Source organism: Brytella acorum, from assembly GCF_029309905.1.
Taxonomy (GTDB): domain Bacteria; phylum Pseudomonadota; class Alphaproteobacteria; order Acetobacterales; family Acetobacteraceae; genus Brytella; species Brytella acorum.
The window spans coordinates 35213-56450 of record NZ_JARBJP010000005.1 but is presented as its reverse complement, the minus strand read 5'-3'; the positions used below and the strand labels follow the sequence as shown (position 1 = coordinate 56450).

The 21238-nt window shown below is 61.9% G+C and carries 15 protein-coding genes; 4 read left to right on the top strand and 11 right to left on the bottom strand.

Annotation, left to right across the window (positions count from 1 at the left end; translation table 11 throughout):
- Positions 1 to 13: 13 nt before the first annotated feature.
- The gene (locus PWM43_RS09790) at positions 14 to 1267 is read right to left on the bottom strand and encodes an FAD-dependent oxidoreductase (RefSeq protein ID WP_289842324.1); all 1254 of its coding nucleotides are present in this window, start codon (positions 1265 to 1267) and stop codon (positions 14 to 16) included.
- Between the two features lie 95 nt (positions 1268 to 1362).
- Positions 1363 to 2265, bottom strand: coding sequence for a LysR family transcriptional regulator (locus PWM43_RS09785; RefSeq protein WP_289842323.1), 903 nt, complete (start codon positions 2263 to 2265; stop codon positions 1363 to 1365).
- A 220-nt stretch (positions 2266 to 2485) separates the two neighbouring features.
- Here PWM43_RS09785 and nagB point away from each other — a divergent pair, with 220 nt between their 5' ends.
- The gene (gene nagB / locus PWM43_RS09780) at positions 2486 to 3247 is read left to right on the top strand and encodes a glucosamine-6-phosphate deaminase (RefSeq protein WP_289842322.1); all 762 of its coding nucleotides are present in this window, start codon (positions 2486 to 2488) and stop codon (positions 3245 to 3247) included.
- Positions 3248 to 3329: 82 nt separating this feature from the next.
- Here the strand turns inward: nagB and PWM43_RS09775 are convergent, their stop codons facing one another.
- From PWM43_RS09775 to PWM43_RS09760, 4 genes are all read right to left on the bottom strand, one after another.
- Complete coding sequence (locus PWM43_RS09775) at positions 3330 to 4388, bottom strand: L-idonate 5-dehydrogenase (RefSeq protein ID WP_289842321.1); 1059 nt, start codon at positions 4386 to 4388, stop codon at positions 3330 to 3332.
- 233 nt (positions 4389 to 4621) lie between these two features.
- The gene (locus PWM43_RS09770; RefSeq protein WP_289842320.1) at positions 4622 to 6790 is read right to left on the bottom strand and encodes a beta-N-acetylhexosaminidase; all 2169 of its coding nucleotides are present in this window, start codon (positions 6788 to 6790) and stop codon (positions 4622 to 4624) included.
- A gap of 70 nt (positions 6791 to 6860) precedes the next feature.
- Complete coding sequence (locus PWM43_RS09765; protein ID WP_289842319.1) at positions 6861 to 8000, bottom strand: ROK family transcriptional regulator; 1140 nt, start codon at positions 7998 to 8000, stop codon at positions 6861 to 6863.
- A 29-nt stretch (positions 8001 to 8029) separates the two neighbouring features.
- Complete coding sequence (locus tag PWM43_RS09760; RefSeq protein ID WP_289842318.1) at positions 8030 to 8248, bottom strand: hypothetical protein; 219 nt, start codon at positions 8246 to 8248, stop codon at positions 8030 to 8032.
- On the opposite strand from PWM43_RS09760, the gene gluP reads away from it, so the two are divergent.
- The 3 genes from gluP to PWM43_RS09745 are packed head-to-tail and all read left to right on the top strand — an operon-like array spanning position 8241 to position 12812.
- Positions 8241 to 9551, top strand: coding sequence for a glucose/galactose MFS transporter (gluP, locus tag PWM43_RS09755; RefSeq protein ID WP_289842317.1), 1311 nt, complete (start codon positions 8241 to 8243; stop codon positions 9549 to 9551). The two genes, PWM43_RS09760 and gluP, sit on opposite strands and share 8 nt — an antisense overlap.
- 55 nt (positions 9552 to 9606) lie before the next feature.
- Positions 9607 to 11448 (top strand): M3 family oligoendopeptidase, encoded by a 1842-nt coding sequence (locus PWM43_RS09750; protein ID WP_394356060.1) that lies wholly within the window; start codon positions 9607 to 9609, stop codon positions 11446 to 11448.
- Complete coding sequence (locus PWM43_RS09745) at positions 11445 to 12812, top strand: ABC1 kinase family protein (protein ID WP_289842315.1); 1368 nt, start codon at positions 11445 to 11447, stop codon at positions 12810 to 12812. Before PWM43_RS09750 ends, PWM43_RS09745 begins: the two co-directional genes overlap by 4 nt.
- A 56-nt stretch (positions 12813 to 12868) precedes the next feature.
- Here the strand turns inward: PWM43_RS09745 and PWM43_RS09740 are convergent, their stop codons facing one another.
- The 5 genes from PWM43_RS09740 to PWM43_RS09720 all read right to left on the bottom strand — a co-directional run bounded on the left by PWM43_RS09740 (position 12869) and on the right by PWM43_RS09720 (position 21227).
- Complete coding sequence (locus tag PWM43_RS09740) at positions 12869 to 13153, bottom strand: hypothetical protein (RefSeq protein WP_289842314.1); 285 nt, start codon at positions 13151 to 13153, stop codon at positions 12869 to 12871.
- Between the two features lie 79 nt (positions 13154 to 13232).
- Positions 13233 to 13631, bottom strand: coding sequence for a hypothetical protein (locus PWM43_RS09735; protein WP_289842313.1), 399 nt, complete (start codon positions 13629 to 13631; stop codon positions 13233 to 13235).
- 84 nt (positions 13632 to 13715) lie between these two features.
- Complete coding sequence (locus tag PWM43_RS09730) at positions 13716 to 15617, bottom strand: alpha-L-fucosidase (RefSeq protein WP_289842312.1); 1902 nt, start codon at positions 15615 to 15617, stop codon at positions 13716 to 13718.
- 200 nt (positions 15618 to 15817) lie between these two features.
- Complete coding sequence (locus PWM43_RS09725) at positions 15818 to 18634, bottom strand: TonB-dependent receptor (RefSeq protein WP_289842311.1); 2817 nt, start codon at positions 18632 to 18634, stop codon at positions 15818 to 15820.
- Between the two features lie 238 nt (positions 18635 to 18872).
- On the bottom strand, positions 18873 to 21227 hold the full coding sequence (locus PWM43_RS09720; protein ID WP_289842310.1) for a GH92 family glycosyl hydrolase: 2355 nt from the start codon (positions 21225 to 21227) through the stop codon (positions 18873 to 18875).
- Positions 21228 to 21238: the final 11 nt, after the last annotated feature.

The following is a 21238-nucleotide window of genomic DNA, read 5'->3' as shown; positions in this document are numbered from 1 at the left end:
AATGGCCGCCCCTTCATGCCAGCCCGAACGCCGTCATGGACGACGGGAGGGTGTCACCTGAAATCAGATCCGCGATCACTTCACCGCAGCCCGGGGCCAGCGTGAAGCCCAGCGCACCCTGTCCGGCATCGATGTAGAGATTGGAAAATCCCGGCGCCCGCCCGACGATCGGCAGGCCGGTCGGCGTCGCGGGCCGGAAACCGGCCCAGACATCCGCATGCGCGTAATCGTCGGCCAGCGGAAAAATATCCTGCGCGAGCTTTCGAAGCTGCGCGATGCGCCGGGGATTCGGAGCGGCCTGCGTCGCCCCGATATTCACCATCGCCGCGGCCCGCAGACGATCCCCTAGCCGGGCATAAACGACGCGGTTGGCATAATCCGTCACGCTGATCGAAGGCACGACGCCCTGAGGATGCGTGACCGTGAGGCTGTATCCCTTCAGCCCGTATATCGGAACGTCGACCCCGCAGCGCCGCAGAAGCCCGGCGGCATTCAGCCCCGCCGCGACGACGACGTCATCCGCATCGACCGTCACGCCCTCCACCATGACGGACGCCCGCAATTCACGCCCCCCGCCGCTGCCTGAATGCAATGTCGCCTCCCCCTTAAGGCGAGAGAAAAGCGGATTTTCAGACATTTTCGCGTCCAGCACCTCGCAGAATTTCGCGCAATCCGCGACCTCCTCATCGGGCGTGAAAATACCCCCCGCAAACCGTCCGCGCATTGTATCCAGCGCGGGTTCCGTAGCGATGCACTCGTCCGCCGTCAGGACATGCTGCAAATCCTGCTGAACGATATGCGCGGCCGCTTTTTTCAGCGCCGCGCTCCTGCGATGAATGACGAGCTTGCCGGCCTGTCGCCAGTCGAATGCGCCCAGCCCCTCATGGCGCCACGACGTCAGGCTATCCCGCGCGCGCAGGGCGAGTTCCAGAAGAAGCGCCGCATGGGCGCGATTGATGTCGGCCCGACAGGCACGCAGAAATTCCAGCAGCCACCGCCACTGTCGACAGTCCGCCCGCAATGTCAGCGCAATGGGGGAATCCGCGCGGAACAGCCAGCGGATGGCGTCCGTGGGAACTCCGGCATCGGCCAGGGGGCTGACATAACGGTAGCTCAACTGACCGCCATTGGCATAGCTCGCCTGATGCCCGACCTGCGGCAGCGCCTCGATCAACGTGACCTCATGCCCGCGCCGCAAAAGGGCATAGGCGGCGCACAGCCCCACGACACCGCCCCCGATCACCACGATATGACGCGACGTCTCCATTCCGGCGGCACCTTTTCCTTCACGCTGAAAAAAGCATCCTAGCGAAACGATCTCACGTTCCCATGTCGGAGTGAGGCCTGAGGCATAACCCCCGGTTAATGACTGCCGTCAGGCTCGAACTGCGCCAGAAGATCCTGAAACTCGTCTTTCAGGATCGTGATGAGGTCCTGCGCGATTTTACCAAGCGCATAGTCCTCGCGATAGACCACGCTGCAATCCACAGACATCGGCGGGTCCAGCATCAGGGGTTTCGGTAACGTCTTGTCGTGCAGGGCGGTAAACGCATCGACGATCGTGCAGCCCACTCCCAGCTTCGTCAGTTCGGCCGCCATGTAATGCGTCCGCACCCGGATGACCGGACTGACCTCGCGATCCAGACGGCGCCAGATATGAGACACGGCCCAGGCGGTCGGGTCATTTTCGCTCAGTCCGATCCACCGGTCCGGATCGATGTCCTGCAAGCGAACCGGACCTTCGCTGAGCGTCGAATCCAGCAGCACCAGCGGAACGCGCGCGATCTTGTCCAGCCGCAGACCGGGAGCGCGCTGCTCCCCGAAGACGATGCCGAAATCCAGATCGTGCTTGAGCAATCGGCTGACGATATCCGCGCCGTGCATGGCATCGACCGTCAGGACATTGCCAGGCGCTTTTTCCGTATACCGTTTGATGACCTTCGGCACGACGCTCAGGCCCAGGCTGGGCACGCAACCGATATGCAGCTCGTGCCCACCCCGTCCCAGGCGAAGATTTTCGGTCAGGCGACGCAGGCTCACCATCTGCTCGTAGATGTAGTTGATCCGCGGAATGATGATCTCGGCTTCGCGCGTGGGAACGAGACGCCCCCCGACGCGTTCGAACAGGGCAAAGCCCAGAGACTGCTCGGCATGGCGCAGAACCTTGCTCGCCGCGGGTTGGGAAACATGCAGGGCTTCCGCGGCGCGCCGGAGGGACCCGGTCGCCATGATGCTGTAAAACACCTCGATATGTCGCAGCCGCATCCGTTTCTCCATGTCCCCTGCCCTGACGACGGCTCAGGGGCGATCCGGTCGCGTCAACGTTTCTTCTTCGCAACCAGCCAGCCCAACGGAAACCGGTCCAGTCGCCTCCGAGGCGGCAAGGGATTAATTTCTCTCGCCGAACTAACCGGGCTGGCCTATTTCATGCGCTCGCCCGAAAAAGGGCAAGCTCTTTTCCGCAAGAACCGGCAAGCGAGACTCCATGAAACTCATCGTCACCCCGGACACCCTGCAGGCGACCGCCACGGCCGCCGCGATCATCGCCGAAACCCTGAGCGCCGAACCGGCCAGCGTGCTCGGCCTGGCAACCGGTCGGACGATGGAGGGCGTTTATGGCCATCTCGTGCGCGCGGTGCAGTCCCGCGAGACATCGTTCAGTGAGATGACATCGTTCAATCTCGATGAATATGTCGGGCTGAGCGCCAGTGATCCGCATTCCTATCGCCATTACATGCAGGAACACCTGTTCGATCACGTGCGCCCCGACCCGGCGCGCGTGCATGTCCCGTGCGGCGCGGCAGCGGATCTCGATGCCGAATGCGCGGCTTATGAAAAAGCCATCGCGGATGCGGGCGGCATCGCGCTGCAACTGCTGGGCATCGGCAATACCGGCCATATCGGCTTCAACGAACCGCCGTCCCTGTTCGACACACGCACCCGCGTCGTCGAACTCGACGACGAAACGCGCGAGCAGAACGCGTCCATGTTCGGAGGCGACGCGGACGCCGTGCCGTCCCGCGCCATCACGATGGGCGTGGGCACGATCCTCGATGCCGGACGCCTGCTGCTGCTCGCCACCGGCCGTGTCAAAGCCCGCATCATCGCCGATGCGCTTGAAGGCCCCGTCAGCCCCCAGGTCAGCGCCTCCGCCATTCGCCTGCATCACGACGTGACCGTCATCCTCGACGAGGATGCCGCCTCCAATCTCTCCCCGGAAACACGCGCCCGCGCGGTTATCGGCTGACGGAAAAACAGGGCAACCGGAATACGCGGGCTTCGGAAGATCGGGCAGCGTGCCGAGTTGTTCCGGCCTCCAGCCGACCCGGTTACGCGTTCAGGTCGAGAAGCACCTTCGCGGCCCGGCTACGATCCGTGCCGATCGCGAAAGCATCCTGATAATCGTCGAGCGCGAGCTGGTGCGTCACGAGAATATCCGCGATCTCCGGCCGCTTCGCCAGCAACCGCAGCGCATCGTCGAACTCCGTGTCGAAGCGAAGCGTGCCGCGGAAATCGATCTCGCGGCTGATGATCTGCGCCAGAGGCGTCTCCACCAGACCCGGAGGGAACATGCCAACCTGCACCATAATCCCCCCGCGACGCGTGCGTGCGACGGCATTCGCAAGGGCCGCGGCCACGCCCGTGACCTCGAAAACCACGTCGAATTCCTCTTCCGGCGCTTCTTCACGCGCATTCCATGTGGCGTGCGCGCCGAGCTTCGACGCCAGAGACAAGGCGAAGTCCTGCAAATCCGTGGCGACGATCCGCCCCGCACCGTGATCGGACAACCCGGCCACCACCAGAGCCCCGATCGGTCCGACGCCCTGCACCAGGATGCTCCGGCCCCGCACGTCACCGGCGCGCGCGATGGCATGCAGGGCGACGGCCAGAGGTTCGGCGAGAGCCGCTCGGCGGGCATCCAGGCCCGGCGGCAAAGCGCGGACCTGATCGGCGCGCACGATCATCGAGGTCCGAAAGCCGCCATCGGTATGGGGCAGAAAAGCGGCGCTGCCGAAAAAGCGGGTCGAACGACAGAGATGCCGAAGCCCGCGCTGGCATTCCGGACATACGCCGCACGGTTGCGCGGGGTGAATGGCAACGTCCTGCCCTATGCGGAACCCTTCCACACCAGGACCGAGGCGATCGATCGTGCCGGACACTTCATGGCCCAGGACCATCGGTTCACGCAGAACGGAGGCCCCTACCCCGCCATGCAGAAAATAATGCAGATCGGACCCGCAGAGGCCGCCCCAGGCCAGCCTGACGCGGATCTCGCCCGCGCCGGGCGCAGCCGTGCTGATCGGCGTCAGACGCAGATCGCGGGCGGCATGGATGACGAGCGCCTTCCCGTCCAATACGTCCACACCTGCCCCGTCGATCCGCGTCATGCTCCGTTCCTTCCTTGCTGACGTGAGATTTCAAACTCTCTCCATGTCAGCAAAGCGCGCGTTTGATCGGCTGTAAACCGGCGAACGGAACACCCGGAACACCATCCGGACGGCAGGCGGCCGGATGGGCTTATCCGGTCGGATAAAAATGCCCGACCGGACAACGATCAAAATAACGATAGGGCTTCAAATCCCACATATTCCGGCCACAGCCGCCGTGCCCGTCGTCGGTCTCAGCGCGCGGTATTCACCAGCGCGTGAAGACCCGGCACGATCGAGATCAGCAGGCCGCTCGGCGGCAACGGCTCTTTGAGCGACGAGGCATGGGTCGCGCAGGATGCAAAGGCGGCATCCTGCTCGGCCAGCTGGGCTTGCGCCTTCTCACGCCACGCTCTGGAATGACGACCCGCTTCGAGAGCTTCCAGCCCCGTGGTCGCCAGGGCGGCGAGCCGCTGAGAAACCGGCCGCGCCAGTTGCAGGTCCGGCGTCGTCGCAATCGTGGCGTAAGCCGCGTCATTGGCCTGCCACATCGTCAGCATGGAGCGCAGATCGGCCTCGGAAGCATGATCCCCCGCGCCGTAGCGTGCAGCCAGGGCATTGAACCGGATTCCGATAAAGCTGTCCGGTTCGGCGATCGCCACCGGCGCGCTGAGCATCTTGTCCGAATTCGGCCCGTTGAGCTTGTTCAGGGCGTAATTCATCACCGGCACGGTCACATCGGTGAAGACCGTCAACGGCGTGATGTTCGCAGGTGTCAGACGCGCGATCATGCGCGCACGGTTTTGCGAGGCCTCAAGTCCCAGCGCCTCAAGCTCGGCGTAAACGCCCGGCAGGCGACGCTCCATGTCATCAATGTCGCGCACATCCCGGGACGACCAGTAGCGCTCCGCGATCGCGGCCGAACGCGGCCAGAGGCGCGCATCGGTCATCTCGTCCGTCACGACCTCGGACCACAGCGGCGCCTCGCCGCCCAGCACCAGCTTCTCCTGCTCGGGCGTCAGCGGCGGCAATGTCGGGTCGGCCGCGAACGGATCATCCTTGCCACCCGCGTCGCCGTGAGATCCCTCTCCCTGAACATCCGTCGGATCGACGGCATAATGCTCGCGCGAGGGCCGCAGGAGATCGAGATAATATCCCGACGACACCACGACCGGATGACCGGCCTTCGTCGCCGAGGCAATCCATTTCGATCCGCGCCACGCTTCGACGACGACATCCGCCGGGATCGGCGCTTCGCTCACCTCATCCCAGCCCATCATGATCTTGCCCTTGCTGGCGAGAACCTTCTGGATGGCGGCGGTGAACGCCGCCTGCATGGCCGGTGCGTCCGCATATCCATGCGCCTTCATGTAGGCAGCGATTTGCGGATTGGTCGTCCACTGCTTCGAAACCACTTCATCGCCGCCCGAATGGAAATAACGATCCGGGAACAGGCCGCCCATTTCCCCGAAAAGACCGGCGACGAAATGCACGACGTCGGGGCGCGTCGGGTCCATCGCGGAATTGTTGAGATTGACTCCCTTGCCGCAACTCGTCGTGGAACCGCCATCGCCGAATTTGGTCTGACATGTCTTGAGCCATGCCTGCGTCAGAGGCACGGGCTGCTGCGCCGCAAGGGAGGGATAGGCCTGAAGCAGCGAAAGCGTATGACCCGGCACATCGAATTCCGGCACGATCCGTACGCCACGGTCCGACGCATAACGAACGATCGCCCGGATCTGCGCCTGGGTATAATACTGGTGATGGCCGCCCACCGCCTGCAATTTCGGATAGAGGCGACTTTCCACGCGAAAACCGGTGCCGTCACTCAGATGCCAGTGCAGGACGTTGAGCTTGGTCAGTTCCATGGCGTCGATCTGGCGTTCGACCGTCTCGACGGACAGGAAGTGCCGTGAAACGTCCAGCATGATTCCGCGCCACGAAAAACGCGGCGTGTCATCGATGGAACCCGTCGCCAGCGCGTCGCCCTGCGGCGTTTTCTCCACGAGTTGCAGGACCGTCGCCAGCCCGTGCAGCACGCCAGCCGGACCGTCCGCCTTCAGCACGACGCCGTTGGCGTCAACCTGGAGGGTGTAATGTTCCTTTTCCCGCACCGAAAGATAGGCAGGGTCCTCCTCGACGCTGATATGCACCAGAACAGGCGCCACACCCGCGCGGGGCGCCGACAGCATGGAGAGGCGCGTGGCGAAGCGCGAGGCCGCGCGCTCAAGAAGCGGCGTGGGACGTCCCTGATCCCAGCTCACGCGCACTCCGCCCCCCAGCGGCAACATGCCGCCATCGAAGCTGGCCACGCGCGGCAGGGGCATCATTGTGGGTGTTGCCAGCGCTACGCCTGAAGCGAGAAGGGCGATCGTACAGGCTGCGCCCATCAGCGCCCGGCGGGCGTGTCGAATACATATCATGCTGACGTCCATTCCTCTTCTTTCCAATGCCATGCCGTGGGAGCGATGCCCGCAGTTGTGACGCCGGGTGTCATGCCCAGTCTTCGCCGAACAGATAATGCTTGGCCGCGAGACCGGCGGCCCCCTTGGCGAAGCTGTCGGGTTCGGGCGCGCGCAGCACAAGTTCCATCTGCACGCCGGAGCGCCGCAGAACATGCGTCTCCATTTCCTGCCGCATCACGCGCGTAAACACGCTCTGCTCCAGATCGGGCTCGATCATCACGACCAGCTGGGCAGGGTCGATCATCTGCACGAGCTGGGCGAGCGCGACGCCGAGCGCCGCGCCGGCACGATGCAGAATGGCCAGCGCATCCGGATGACCATCCGCCGCGCGCGCCGAAAGAAGCGCGAGATCGTCCTCGAGCCCGGCCTGCCGCGCCGCGCCGCGAATGGCGCGCAGAGAAGCCACGGTTTCAAGGCAGCCCTTGTTGCCGCATCGACAGGGAAGCGCTGCGTGGCTGTCGATCGCGATGGGCGAATGGGCCATCTCGCCCGCGCCGCCATGAGCGCCCCGGTGCAGTCGGCCACCGATGATATGCGCGCTCCCGATCCCGTCGCCCAGAAACACGAGGCTGAAATCGGGACGATCACCGAAGCCGCCGAAAAGCTGCTCGCCCAGAATCAGCGCATTCGTGTCATTTTCGACAAAGACCGGCAGCCCGGTGAGGCTGCCCATGCGGCCCGCGACATCGACGTCCACCCAGCCGAGCGCCGCGGATGCAAGACACACCCGACGATCGCGCGACACGAAACCCGGCTGCGCGATCCCGATCCCGGCGACGGGTCCGCCCCCCTCGCCGATCTCCCGCGTGACGGCCTCGACGACCGCGGCCAGGCTGCGGAAGCATGCTTCCGGCTCGCTGATCCGGGGCTGGAGGTGCCGCGCCAGAACTTCGCCGTAGGGATCGGTCAGAACGATCGTGACCGGGTCGGCATGGAGGGAAATGCCGATGAAGCTCGCCGCGTCGCTGCGCAGACCCAACGTCACGGAAGGCCGACCCTGACCGAAAACCAGCGCCTGCTCGCGCAGAACCCCTTGCGTCAGCAGATCGCGCACAAGCATGGAAATGCTCGCTTTGCTCAACGCCAGCACGCGCGAAAGATCCGTCCGGCTCATCGGACCAAGCCGTCCGATCGTGCTGAGAATGCGATGATGACCCGCCGAGAACACGTCACCACTCCTCCGACGCCGCGCGCCTCTTATTTCAATTCATGAAACAACTTGTCGGAAAGAAAGCCTAGAGGATGAAGTATCGAAATGATAGATGATTCCCTATCGAATCGACATGCGCCGCCCGGGCATCCTCTCACCTGCGCCCGTCGCGCGGCAATGGCCTGTTCTTTTTTTCCAGGTTTCCCCGACGCGCCGCGCCGTGCGGCGAGCGGATCTTTCGTGAAAGAGACCTCGACGATGGACACGATTTCACGTCCTGTCGGAACGAACGCCCCCCGAAACGGCCTGGTCGGCGCTCATGGATGGCGACCGCTGATCATCGCGGCCCTGATTTTCTTCGCCATGGGGTTCGTCACCTGGCTCAACGGGCCGCTCATCACCTTCGTGCGCGTCGCGTTCAGCCTGAACGATTTCAACGCGTTCTTCGTACCGATGGTTTTCTACATCTCCTATCTGATCTTCTCGATCCCGGCATCGAAGATCGCGAGCAGGCTGGGCCTCAAAAAAGGACTCGCCGCCTCTATCGTGGTCTCGGCCATCGGCGTCGCCATCTTCGGTCAGTTCGTGAACATGCGGATTTACGGCGGCGCACTGACCGGCCTGCTTGTGCTCGGCGCCGGGCTGGCGCTCATGCAGGTCGTCATCAACCCCCTCGTCAGCCTGCTCGGCCCGCCGACCCATGCGGCCACACGCATCGCAATCATGGGGATCAGCAACAAATTCGCAGGCATGCTGGCGCCGATCGTGCTCGGCACCCTGGTCATGCACGACATCGGCGCCGTCGCGCAGCGCGCGCAGGATGCGACCGATCCGGCCGTGCGCGAGGCACTTCTCGCGGGCCTCGTCCATGCCATCTACCTGCCTTATCTCGGCATGGCCGCGCTCCTCGTCCTTCTGGCCGTCATCGTCTGGCATTCCGCCCTTCCCCAGCTCGAAGCGCCTCCGATGCCCGCGCTTTCCGGAGAGGCGACGTCCCGGCTGTTTCGTCCGCATCTCGTCTTCGGCGTGCTGGCGATGTTCATCTATGTCGGCGTGGAGGTCATGGCGGGCGACGCCATCGGCACTTACGCGCAAGGTTTCGGCATTCCGATCGACCAGACGAAATTCTTCACGACCCTGACCCTCGCGGCGATGCTGGTGGGCTATATCGCGGGTTTCCTGCTGGTTCCGCGCGTTCTGCCGCAGGAGCGTCTGCTGGAAATTTCCTGCGGACTCGGCATCGTCTTCGCCATGCTGGCCTTCCTGACACATGGCTATGTTTCGGTGCTGTTCGTGGCGCTGATGGGCCTGTCCAACGCCATGATCATGCCCACCATCTTCCCGGTCGCCATCCGTGGCGCAGGCGCCGCGACGCCGCTGGCCTCCGCCTGGCTGGTGATGGCCTATAGCGGCGGCGCGATCATCCCGCAGTTCTATGTCCTGCTGAAGCCTCTTCTCGGCTTCCAGCTGGCTTTCGTCGTGCTGGTCGCACCCATCTACCTGGCGATTTTCGCCTATGCCCGCCGCTATGGACGGATCGGCCTGGAACCGGACGCAACCCAAATGTGAGATGCGTCCGGGCATCAGGGGTTGCTCCCGTCGCGGGGCATACTAATCTCGGGTCATGATCATTCATCCCATGCCCGCCCCGCGTGACGCGGCGTCCGATCCCGTCTCGACCGCTGGCAGCCAGGAGCCGCCACGTTGGGATCTGTCCGATCTCTACGCGTCGCTCACGGACCCCGCCATCGAGCGCGACCTCCAGTCCCTGGACGCCCGCGCAAGCACTTTCGCCGACCGGTGGAAAACGCGTGTGGCGGCCCTCACCGCCGCCGAACTGGCGGAGACGCTGGACCAGTATCAGGACATCGATGAAGGGCTGGGCCGTCTGGGCTCCTTTGCTCAGCTCTCCTTTTCCGCCCATACCAGTGACCCGGCCTGCGGTCGCTTTGCGCAGGACATGAACGAGCGCCTCACCGCGATCAGCGCACATCTCCTGTTCTTCACGCTGGAACTCAACCGCATCGAAGATGTCGCGATGGCGGCCCTGACCGCTGATCCGGCCCTGAGCGCGTGGCAGCCGTTCCTGCGCGATCTGCGCGTGTTCCAGCCCTATCAGCTCTCCGATGACGTCGAGCAGGTGCTGATGGAGAAATCCGTCACCGGACGCAACGCCTGGAACCGTCTGTTCGACGAAACCATGGCGGAGCTGACGGTAACGCTCGATGGCGAGACGAAACCGCTCGGCGATGCCTTCAATCGCATGTCCGACCCCGACCGCGCGAAGCGGCGGGAGGCGGCAGCAGAAATCAGCCGGGTTCTGGGCGCCAATAGTCGCGTTCTGGCCATGATCACCAACGTCCTCGCCAAGGACAAGGCGATCAGCGATACGCTGCGTGGCTATCCGCGCCCCGGCTCGTATCGCAATCGCTCCAACATGGTCGAAGACGAAGTCGTCGATGCGCTCGTCGCCGCCGTGGATGCCGATTACGGCCGTCTGGCGCATCGCTACTACGCGCTCAAGGCCAAATGGCTGGGTCTTGAAAAGCTCGAACACTGGGATCGCAACGCGCCCCTCCCCGGCGCGGACGAGCGCCAGATCCCCTGGTCGCGGGCCAAGGACATCGTGCGCTCGGCCTATACCGCGTTTGACCCGCGTCTCGGCGCTCTCGTCAATCGGTTCATGACCAATCCCTGGATCGACGCCGCCGCCGTGCCCGGCAAATCATCGGGAGCCTTCGCCCATCCGACGGTCCCGAGCGCGCATCCCTATATCCTCATGAACTACCATGGCCGCGTGCGCGACGTGATGACTCTGGCCCATGAACTCGGCCATGGCGCGCATCAGATCCTGGCCGCCCGGCAGGGCTATTTCCAGTCGGGCACGCCGCTGACGCTGGCCGAAACCGCTTCGGTCTTCGGCGAGATGCTGACCTTCCAGTCCCTGCTCGACGCCGAGACCGATCCGGCGCGCCGCCGCCTGATGCTGGCCGCCAAGGTCGAGGACATGCTGAACACGGTGGTCCGTCAGATCGCGTTCTACCAGTTTGAAACCCGCGTCCATGACGAACGCCGCAAGGGCGAGATCTCCAAAGAGCGCCTGGGCGAAATCTGGCGCGAAATCCAGGAACGCAGTCTCGGCCCGATCTTCGACTTCACACCCGATTACGACCTCTACTGGTCCTATATTCCGCACTTCGTGCACTCGCCTTTCTACGTCTACGCCTACGCGTTTGGCGACTGTCTCGTGAACGCACTCTATGGCGTCTTCCGGGGCGGCCTCCCCGGTTTTCAGGACAAATATGTCGCCATGCTTGAAGCGGGTGGAACAAAACGGCACAAGGAACTTCTGGCCCCCTTCGGACTTGACGCAGGCGACCCCGCCTTCTGGCGCAAGGGGCTGGACGTGATCTCGGGCTTCATCGACGATCTCGCCCGCGACAGTGAGGAGCCGAATCCGTCATGAGTGACCGCAAGGACATGGACCGTAGCGGCTTCTTCGGGGAGCTGAAGCGCATGGCCCGCACCTCGGGCGCCGTCGGCAGCATCGCCGCCCGCGTGGCGGGAAACCGCTTCGGTTTCAAAACCGACAGTGCGATCCACGCCAATGATCTCAAGGCGTCCCTGGGCGGTCTGAAGGGACCGCTGATGAAGGTCGCCCAGCTTCTTTCCACCATCCCCGGCGCCCTGCCGGACGACTATGCCCGGGAAATGGCCCAGCTTCAGGCCAATGCCCCCCCGATGGGCTGGAGCTTCGTGCGTCGTCGCATGACAGCCGAGCTCGGCACGGGCTGGGAACGCCGCTTCCGCTCCTTCAGTCATGACGCGGTCGCAGCCGCGAGCCTCGGACAGGTCCACCGAGCCCTGACGACCGATGGACGGGACGTCGCCTGCAAGCTCCAGTATCCGGACATGCACGCCGCCGTCGAATCCGATCTGCGCCAGTTCCGTGCCGCCGTGGGCATTTTCCAGAAAGTCGCGCCCGCCATCCGGCAGGAAGACGTCATCGAGGAACTGACCGAACGCCTGCGCGAGGAACTCGATTACAAGCGCGAAGCCTCCCATCTGCGCCTCTACAGGCTGATGCTGGCCCAGACGCCCGAGGTCACGGTCCCGGCCCCGGTCGAGGAACTCACGACCAGCCGTCTGCTCACCATGGACTGGGTCAACGGACGCGCCCTGCAAAAAGTTCTGGACGCAAATCCGACGCAGGAAGAACGCAACGCCATCGCACGCGCCCTGTTCCGTGCGTGGTATGTACCCGTCTATCGCTATGGCGTCATTCACGGTGACCCTCATATGGGCAATTTCACGGTCCGTGACGACTCCGGCCTGAACCTGCTCGATTTCGGCGCCATCCGTATCCTGCCGCCACGTCTCGTCAAAGGCATCATCGAACTCTTCACCGCACTCAGCGAAAAGGACGAGGAGAGAGCGTTCCACGCCTACGAGATGTGGGGCATTACCGGCATTTCCCGCGAGACGGCCAGTATCCTCAACGAATGGGCGGCGTTCCTCTACGGCCCGTTGATGGACGATCGCGAACGGCCGATCCAGTTCAGCGACAATCCCAATGAGGGCCGCGAACTGCTGGAAAAGGTCTATGAAGGGATCAAGCGGACGGGAGGCGTCAAACCGTCACGGGAATTCGTGCTGGTGGATCGCTCGGCCATCGGCCTTGGCAGCGTGTTCCTGCGCCTGGGCGCGAAACTGAACTGGCATCGGCTGTTCCAGGAAGTCATCGCGGACTTCGACGAAGCGGAACTGGCGGCACGCCAGAGCGCGGCCCTTGCCGAAGCACGCGTTCCGCCCCCGCTCGGCGGCCTGTAATCCGGGTCTGAAAGCGATCCTGCCAGATTTGGCGTCCGGCAGGATCAAAAAACCGTTCAGAAAGAGAGGGGACGACGCTGCGGGACGTCCGCGCCCGATCCCTGGGCGGCAGCCGAAGCCCGCGTGCGCTCGACCGCCCCCGCATTGGTGCCATAGACCTGCGCGGCATTCATCACCACGAACAGGAGCGCGACGACGACGGGAACGATCACGATCGTCGCATTATGCGCGGCACCGGCTCCCAGCACGAGAAGCAGCGGCGGTGTTACGAACGGCGCCCGCCGCGCCAGTTCGATACGGGCACGGGAAAACGCGGAAACTCCCTCGATCACATCGCGCATGATTTCCCTCCTTCATGGTTCGTTGAACGTAACGTCTCACGAAGAGGCAAGCGAGTAAATTCCTCTTTTGACCCGTCTCTCAGAAGATTTCCTTGATCAGATCATCGCCGATGCCGAAACCCGCCCCGGCTGCGACCGATTGTGCGAATCCGGAATTCATCAAATTCCCGAGAAAGCCGCCCTGCGACGGCTGGGGAGCAGGCGCGGCAGGCGGCGCTTCGGCGTAGGAGGGCTGGGCAGACTGGACCTGCGTGGCGATCCCGGCATGAAGGGATTGAAGGAGCGCCATCACCTGCTGCTGCTCGGCCTGAAAAGAGAGCGCCAACTCCCGCAGGTCCAGAAACCATTCGCGAGCCTGCTGATCACCGGCATTCGCCGCGGCCTGAAGTTTGCCGCCAAGGAGCTGAAGCGCCTGGGTCGTTTGCTGCCCTTGTGCCTGAAGCTGATTGTAACCCTGCTCGATCGTCTGGATGTCCATGGCTGTGCCTTTCTGTTCACGTTCCGGTGAGATCATAACGCCCGGACATAGTTTGCAGCGCAAGCCCCCAGAGAGACTGCGCGACTAACGTGACAGAAGCTTAAGACTGCCAATCGACAGCACGGGAGATTCGCCCGTTGCGCGAGAGAAGGTCAGGACCAGGCGCGTGCAACAAACGGCCTCGCGGAATCGGATCTCGCGAGACGCGGCGTTCGCGGCCATATTGTCGAAACGCCCGGAGAGAATTTCCCGCCCGTCATCCCCGTTCGCAACGGCATAAGTCACAGGCGCAGGCTCGCCTTCAACCGGCGTCAGAACCACACCATAGATGCACGTTCTGGCTGGAAACGTCATGACGATCCGCGCGGAATGCCCGGGACCGACAGATGAGCGCCACCCCCCTCCCCGACCCGTCAAAAGAACCTCGGCCCCCGGAGCGCTGGCCTCGACAATCCGTATCAACGTCGGAAGAAGACCATAGATCGCCTCCCGGCCTGTTTCCGCAGCGTGCATGGCGAGGCACGCCCTGACGGTGCCACCGGCAAAAAGGAAAGGCTTTCGATAAAGCGTTCCCGAAGAAGCCGGGTCTGTTCCATCGGCCGTATAAAGCACGGCAGCGCCGTCGCGCGCCGTTATGACCACCAGCCCGCGTTCGTCCCGCATGATCGTCGGCGGATAGACGCGTTTCGGTTCCCGATACAGTGCCAGACGACGCAACGCCGGTGCCCGATCGGAAGAGAAAAGTCGCACACGCATCGCAATCGCCTCGACCGGGCCGCCCAATGCCACAAGACAGCAATGCCCAACGGCTTCACCACCAGCGACACGCCGGAAGGCCCCTCTAGGGTGCTCCTGAACCTCGATCTCATAATGCTGGATCGTGACACCACATGAGAGCGGTTCACTGAGCATCACCACATCAAAACGACGACGTGTGGGCAGCATGAGTTTCAGCGAGACATCGCGCACGCTGGCAGGCGCTTGCCAATATCGAACATCATCAACGAGTAGCACGTCGCCACTCCGTCCATTTTCCGTATCGCTTGCGGTTATGTGACCCGCCCCGGCGTAGTCCCGCGCCAACATGCCGCGCCAGAGCGCGGCCATCCCCCGCACCGCGTCCCGATCCAGAGCGGGAATACGCCCACGCCGGTCAGGAGGAAGATTCAGAAGCAGGTTGGCACCCGAACCGAGCGTGGCAAACATGAGGTCGAAAAGTTCGGCTGCTGAACGAATGCTTCCATTTTCCTCCTCATGCCAGAACCAGCCGGGCCGGATTGATACATCCACCTCGGCAGGGCGCCAGACGGGAGCCCCGAACATGCCATGGGGCAAAATATCCGAATTGAGAGAGCCCTTTGGAACGGTAGGCCAGCAGGGAGACGTCACCCGTCCAGCTTCATTGCCGATCCAGCGCACGTCGCCGCCCTGTGGGGCGAAAATAACAGCCTCCGGCTGAAGCTTTCGCACCAGCGCAAAAATCTCGGGCCAGCGATAGTAGGTTTCGGCGTCGATGTGACGTGTCTCCGCCGCTCCACCATACCAGCCGTCACCACCATTGGCGCCATCGAACCAGACTTCGCAAACCGGCCCATACCGCGTGAGAAGCTCGTGAAGCTGGCGCATGTAAAACTGCACATACCCCTCATGCCCGTAATCGGCCCGGTGACGGTCCCACGGTGAAAGATAAACCCCGAACCTCAGATCACGCGCTTTACACGCAGCGGCCAAATCCCCGACGACATCTCCCTGTCCGTTTCGCCAGGGCGCCTGTTTGACAGAATAATCGGAGTATTGGCTGGGCCAGAGACAGAAGCCATCATGATGCTTGGCGGTAATAATCAGGCCTGCAAAGTCACCATCCCGCACCGTATCCGCAATCTGATCCGCCGAAAAATCGGTGGGATTGAAAAGATCGGGGAGATCATTTCCGAACCCCCATTCGCGATCGGTAAACGTGTTCATTCCAAAATGAATGAACGCCATTCGTCCTCGACACTGCCATGCAATCTGCCGGGCGGACGGCACAGCCCATCTGCCGGAGCCAGCGAGAGACGCACGCAACGGAAAAAACTGCGCACCCGCTCCGACTGCGGCCAAACCTCCAAGGAGTTCTCGCCGTTTCATGTCAGGAAAAACAGGGCCGCGACATTTTCATGCGTGCAGCCCGCTCTCCCGGGATCGCCTTAAAAACGATAGCTGATATTGACGTTGAAGGAGCGTCCGTTTTTGTAGAACGCGGTCGGAGCGTCCTTGACCGTCGAATACTGATAGTAGGTTTCATTGAGAAGATTCTGAGCGTTGAATGTAAATACGGCGTTCTTGTAGAAATTATAGCTCAATGTGTAGTCAAGCTGCATGTAACCTGCCGTCATATCCTTCGAATTTAGGCGTCCGACCTGATTGAAGTAGTTGGAGCGATAGTTGAGGTTGACCGTCGTCATCCACTTCCCCTTTTCGTAGAAGGGAGAGAAGGTCACGTTATGACGTGACAGAAACGGCATGTTGTAATTGGCGCCGGTATCGGAAAAGGCCATTGTATAGTTGGTGCGAACACCAAAACCGTTCCAGATCTGCCAGGTCAGGCTGGGAGAAAATCCATAAACCTTGGCGCCCCCCGCGTTGATCGGTGACGTGACCTGATAGGGTGTCACCACGTCGCGCAGGCGGTTATACATGTTTTCGACATGCGTTGTGTCCAGAACGTAATTGCTGATGTCGCGGTAGAAGCCTTCGATGGCCAGCAGATCGCCATGCCCGAAATACCATTCCAGAGATCCCTCAAGATTGAGGGCCTGATAGGGCTTGAGATTGGGATTGCCGCCACTTGCCGTCTGACTTTGGTCATCACGGGTGAGCGCCCCCGCCAGATCCGCATAACGGGAACGGGCGATGACTTCTGCGGCCGAAAAGCGCGCCAGAAGATTATGCGTCACGTCATAGCTGAGGTTGAGGGCCGGAAGCGGCCGGAAATACGCGTTGCGCGACGTGGTCCGGGTATAGGTCAGCCCGCTGTCTTCAGTCGTGAAATAGCTTGAATTGTCGACCGTCTCCGCAAGACGAATACCGAGATTGCCGCGCCAGCGATGGCCCTCGAAATCAAGCTGGGCAAAGCCAGCAGCAATTTGTTCACGCACATCCTCGCTCGCCCCGAAGTCGGTGCCGCCCCAGATGGTTTGCTGGCTTGAAAGATATTTCTCCACTTCGCCCTTGGGCACACTGGCATATTGTGTCCCGTTGCCACTGATGTTCAAACCATCAAAAATTCCGTTCGGTGTGAGAACGTAATTCAGATCTCCAAGGTTGAAACCGTCATTGGCATAGTAGGAAACCGATGACGCCTGGATCAGGTTGTCATGGTCGACATATTTCGCACCGAACTGAATATCCTTCAGAAAGGAAATATTCAGGTCGCGGGTCATGGAAAATTGGCCATAAACTTCCTTGTCATACGTCATGTCCCACTCGGCCCCACCGACATTGATGCCGGTCACCTGTTGACCGTTGACGGTCTGGGTCGTAACGCCATTGCGCGAAAATGTCGCCGGATCGGTGGGCGATTGTGCATAGTTGATTGACGTGCTTTTGCCGGTGAAGCTGTAGCTAAACGGAACCGTGCTTTTGGCCGTCAACATGTAATAAGGATCCGCACCGCCAACGGCACGCGTGTAACCCGCGTCGGCTTTCAGGTGCCAGGGGCCGTGATCCCACTGCGGCGCGAAATTGATGGAGTAATTCCCCATCGGGTCCTTACGATAAATCGAATCCAGTTCTGCCGCAGGGAGGGCGGAAGATGTCTGGCCGAATGTCGCGTTGGTCACCAGGCCCTTCCTGACCGTCACACTTTGGACTGAGGCTGCAGCCCAGGTCGGATCGATGTATTCTGACTGATTATAGTTTGTATAATTTCCATGAATGACCATGCCGGACAGTGTGAACTGCAGTTCTTCCGTCGGACGCCATTGCGCGGTAGCCTGATACGTCTGACGCTCACGCTGCTGCTGGAAATAGGCGGCGTTGATACCCGCTGGATAACGGGCGTTCTTGAGGTCGTCAGACGTCCCGCCGGTAATGGTCGGATTGTAGGCAGAGAACGCCGAACCGCTGGCATAACCAAAGAACTCGGCACCGGCGCGCGCAAGATTTTCTTTCTGATACGCACCAGAAAGCATGATACCGAACGTACCCTTCTTGTTGTGCCAGCTCCACAGCGCCGACCCCTTCGGATTGCTGGTGCCGGAGTTGCTGTTATACAGCCACCCCGCCTGAAGCATGGCCGTATTAGCTTTCATGTCGAGCGGCTTGCGGGTCTTCACAATTACCGTGCCACCAAGAGAACCTTCGTCGAGACGTGCTTCGGAAGACTTATAGACCTCAAGCGTGTTGATCACGTCCGGCGCGAGGAAGGAATAGTTGAAGGAACGGCTCGTCGGATCGTTCGGATTTCCGCCCCAGTCAGCCGATGCGACGTCGTGTCCGTCGATGAAAATGCGATTCAGAGCCGGATCGGTGCCGTTGATAGAGACCTTTTCGCCCTCACCAAACAGGTGATCGACGCTGACGCCCGGAAGATGCGCCATCGCTTCGGCGACGTTGAGATTCGGAAAACGCCCGACATCCTGCGCGGTAATGACGTCCACAACCGCATTCGCCCGACGCTTCAGGGCGATATCCTGCTGAATGGAGCGGCGCAGACCGGTCACGCTGATATTTTCTGCTGCCGGGACCGCATTCCTCGCCGTATTGCCCATCGTCGGCGTCACGGCGGCCGGAACCGTCGCATTCGCAGCGGGAGCCGTCTTCAGTGCGGGGACTGTATGAGGCGCGTCCTGCGTAACAGCAGGCGGATGTGCGCTCGTCTTCACGGAGCGTGCATGGGTCCGGACCTTGCCGGTATGAACCGTATCGGTGCTGACTGGAGCCGATGTCTGAGCCGCCAGAGCACATGCTGGCCATGCGAGTGTCGTTGTCAGTAATGCAATCTTGCGCGCGCGCAGTTTCATTCCGTTCACCCAGGAGATTGTTAATTTACAAAACAACCCGGAGGGACCGCCCGGCTGCATTCAATCATTGCCGTTCGCTACCGCCTCTTCCCTTTCTGGATATTCCTATATCGCAACGTAAATCAATTCTATTAGTTTATTCGCAGAAATAAATTAAGAGCCCCGGAGGGCTCTTTTTTTAGATGCATTCCGATACGGAGTTGTATCGTAATGGAATAGTATTGAATTAAAAGGAAATTTATCCGGCAACCGAAATCCTGCCCAGGCTGGGCGGTCGATCACCCGGAGCCGCCCCGAGCATGACGTTGGGACTCGTACCCATAACGAATCGAAGAGTGCCGCCCGCGACAATATCCTGATGGGAGATCCACATGCGGCTCAGCGCCTGGCCGTTCCACGTCACGCTCTGGATGAAACGTGCATCCGTGCTCGCACCGGGCGCCTCCACCCGAAGCGTCCTGCCCTGCGCGAGCTTCAGTGTCACCCTCTCGAACAGCGGGCTGCCGAACACGTAAATCCCCGTCGTCGGATCCACCGGATAAAGACCGAGCGCACTCATGACGAACCATGCGCTCATCTGGCCGACGTCTTCATTCCCGGCAAGGCCATCGGGAGACGCCGCATACATCGTTTTTTGCAACATCCGCACGCGCTCCTGAGTTTTCCAGGGCTGACCGGCAAAACTATAGAGATAGGCAATATGCTGGCTGGGCTCGTTGCCATGCGCATATTGCCCCACCTGCCCCGCGATATCGGGCGGCGCATCCGCCGGAAGCGCCGGATCGGCGGCGAAAATCCCATCGATTTTCTCGATGAAACGCGACTCACCGCCCATCATCGCCGTCATGCCGTACACGTCATGCTGGGCGAGAAACGTGGCCTGCCAGGGATTGGATTCCGTGTAGTCCCGCCACCGCTTCATATGTCCCATCTCGTTGGGGGCGAAAGGCTCGGCCCAACGCCCGCTGGAGAGGCGCGGACGAATAAACCCCGTCGATGGATCATAAAGATGGCGATAGGACGCGCTGCGTGCCTTGAGCCGCTCGGCGGCGCGAGTGTCTCCCATATGGGCCGCAAGCTGCGAAAACGCCCAGTCGTCGAAACTGTATTCGACTGTCCGCGTCGTCGATTCTTCGACCCGATCGGCGGGAATCCATCCCTGCCGGTGATAATAGTCCAGCCCATCCTGCTGTTCTTCAAAAGCGCTCCAGCGCAGGACGCGCCACGCGGCGCGGCGGTCAAATCCCTCGAAGCCTTTGTTCATGGCTTCAACTATAATAGACGCCGCATGCCGCCCGGTCATGCAGCCCGTTTCCGCATCCTGAAGCGGCCAGATCGGCATCCGGCCCGTCTGCTCCATCATCAGGACGAGGCTCTGAACGATATCCGGCACGTGCTCTGGAAACAGCAGCGTCAGAAGCGGGTGCTCGGCGCGATACGTATCCCAGATGGAGTAGGTCGAGTAGACCGCCCGGCCTTGAGGTGCAGTATGGATGGCTTTGTCAAGCCCGCGATACCGCCCGTCCGCGTCGCTGACGACGGTCGGGCCGAGCGCCGCGTGATAGAGCCCCGTATAGAAACTCTTGCGCTCGTCGATCGTCCCCCCCTCGACCTCGGCGCGGGCCAGCAGAGTCGTCCATTCATGCCGTGCGGCATGTCGCACCGTGTCGAAAGCCCAGGTCTGCAACTCGGTCGTCAGATTGGCCAGCGCGCCCGCTTCGTCGACCGGTGACAGTCCCGTTCGCACGGTGACCGGCTGCGTGCCGTCGAACCGTACGACCGCCTTGAGACGCTCACCCGTCACATGCGTCGCACCGTCGCCCACAGGCCGGTCTTCCGAATAAAGCGTGACCGAGCGCGGCGGGCGCGAAAACTCCATGGCAAACGCGATCATGCGCCCCGACGCCCACTGATAGACCTGACGCGAGCCCGTGAGCCGCACGCCGGTCCATTGCAGGGAGGCATTCTTGATGCGGGTTGGCACCCCGACATGATCCTGCATGCCATGGGCGAAATCCACGAGCACGAAAGCATCGCCTGTCGCTGGAAAATGATAGCGCTGAAGACCCGTCCGGCAGGTTGCCGTCACTTCGGTCGTAATGCCTTCCTCGCGCCAAAGCACCCGATAATAACCCGGCTCGGCATATTCGTCCTGATGGGCGTATCGCGCGCGATAGCTGCCCTCCGGGTTGGCCAGCGTGCCGGGATTGAGCACGGGCTCGCCCACGCCCGGACGCAACAGCACGTCAAGCATGTCCCCCACGCCCGTCCCGCTCAGATGCGTGTGGGAAAAACCGAGCATGGTCGGATCATCCATGTGATAGCCCGAAACGGAATCCCACCGTGTGTTGTCGGTGTCTGGACTGACCTGCACGAACCCGAACGGCACGGAAGCGCCTGGGTAGGTATGTCCATGTCCGCCCGTCCCGATGAAAGGATCGACAAGGTCGAACGCCCCCGACGCGTTCAAGCCAGGAACCGCTGTGACTTCGTCCGCCCTCTCCCCGGCGCATCCGCCAAGACCACCGGCCATCAATGCTGCGGGAACAGAGCCCAGAAGCGAACGGCGACGCAGCGAAAAGCGTGAAGACATGGCGAAGACTC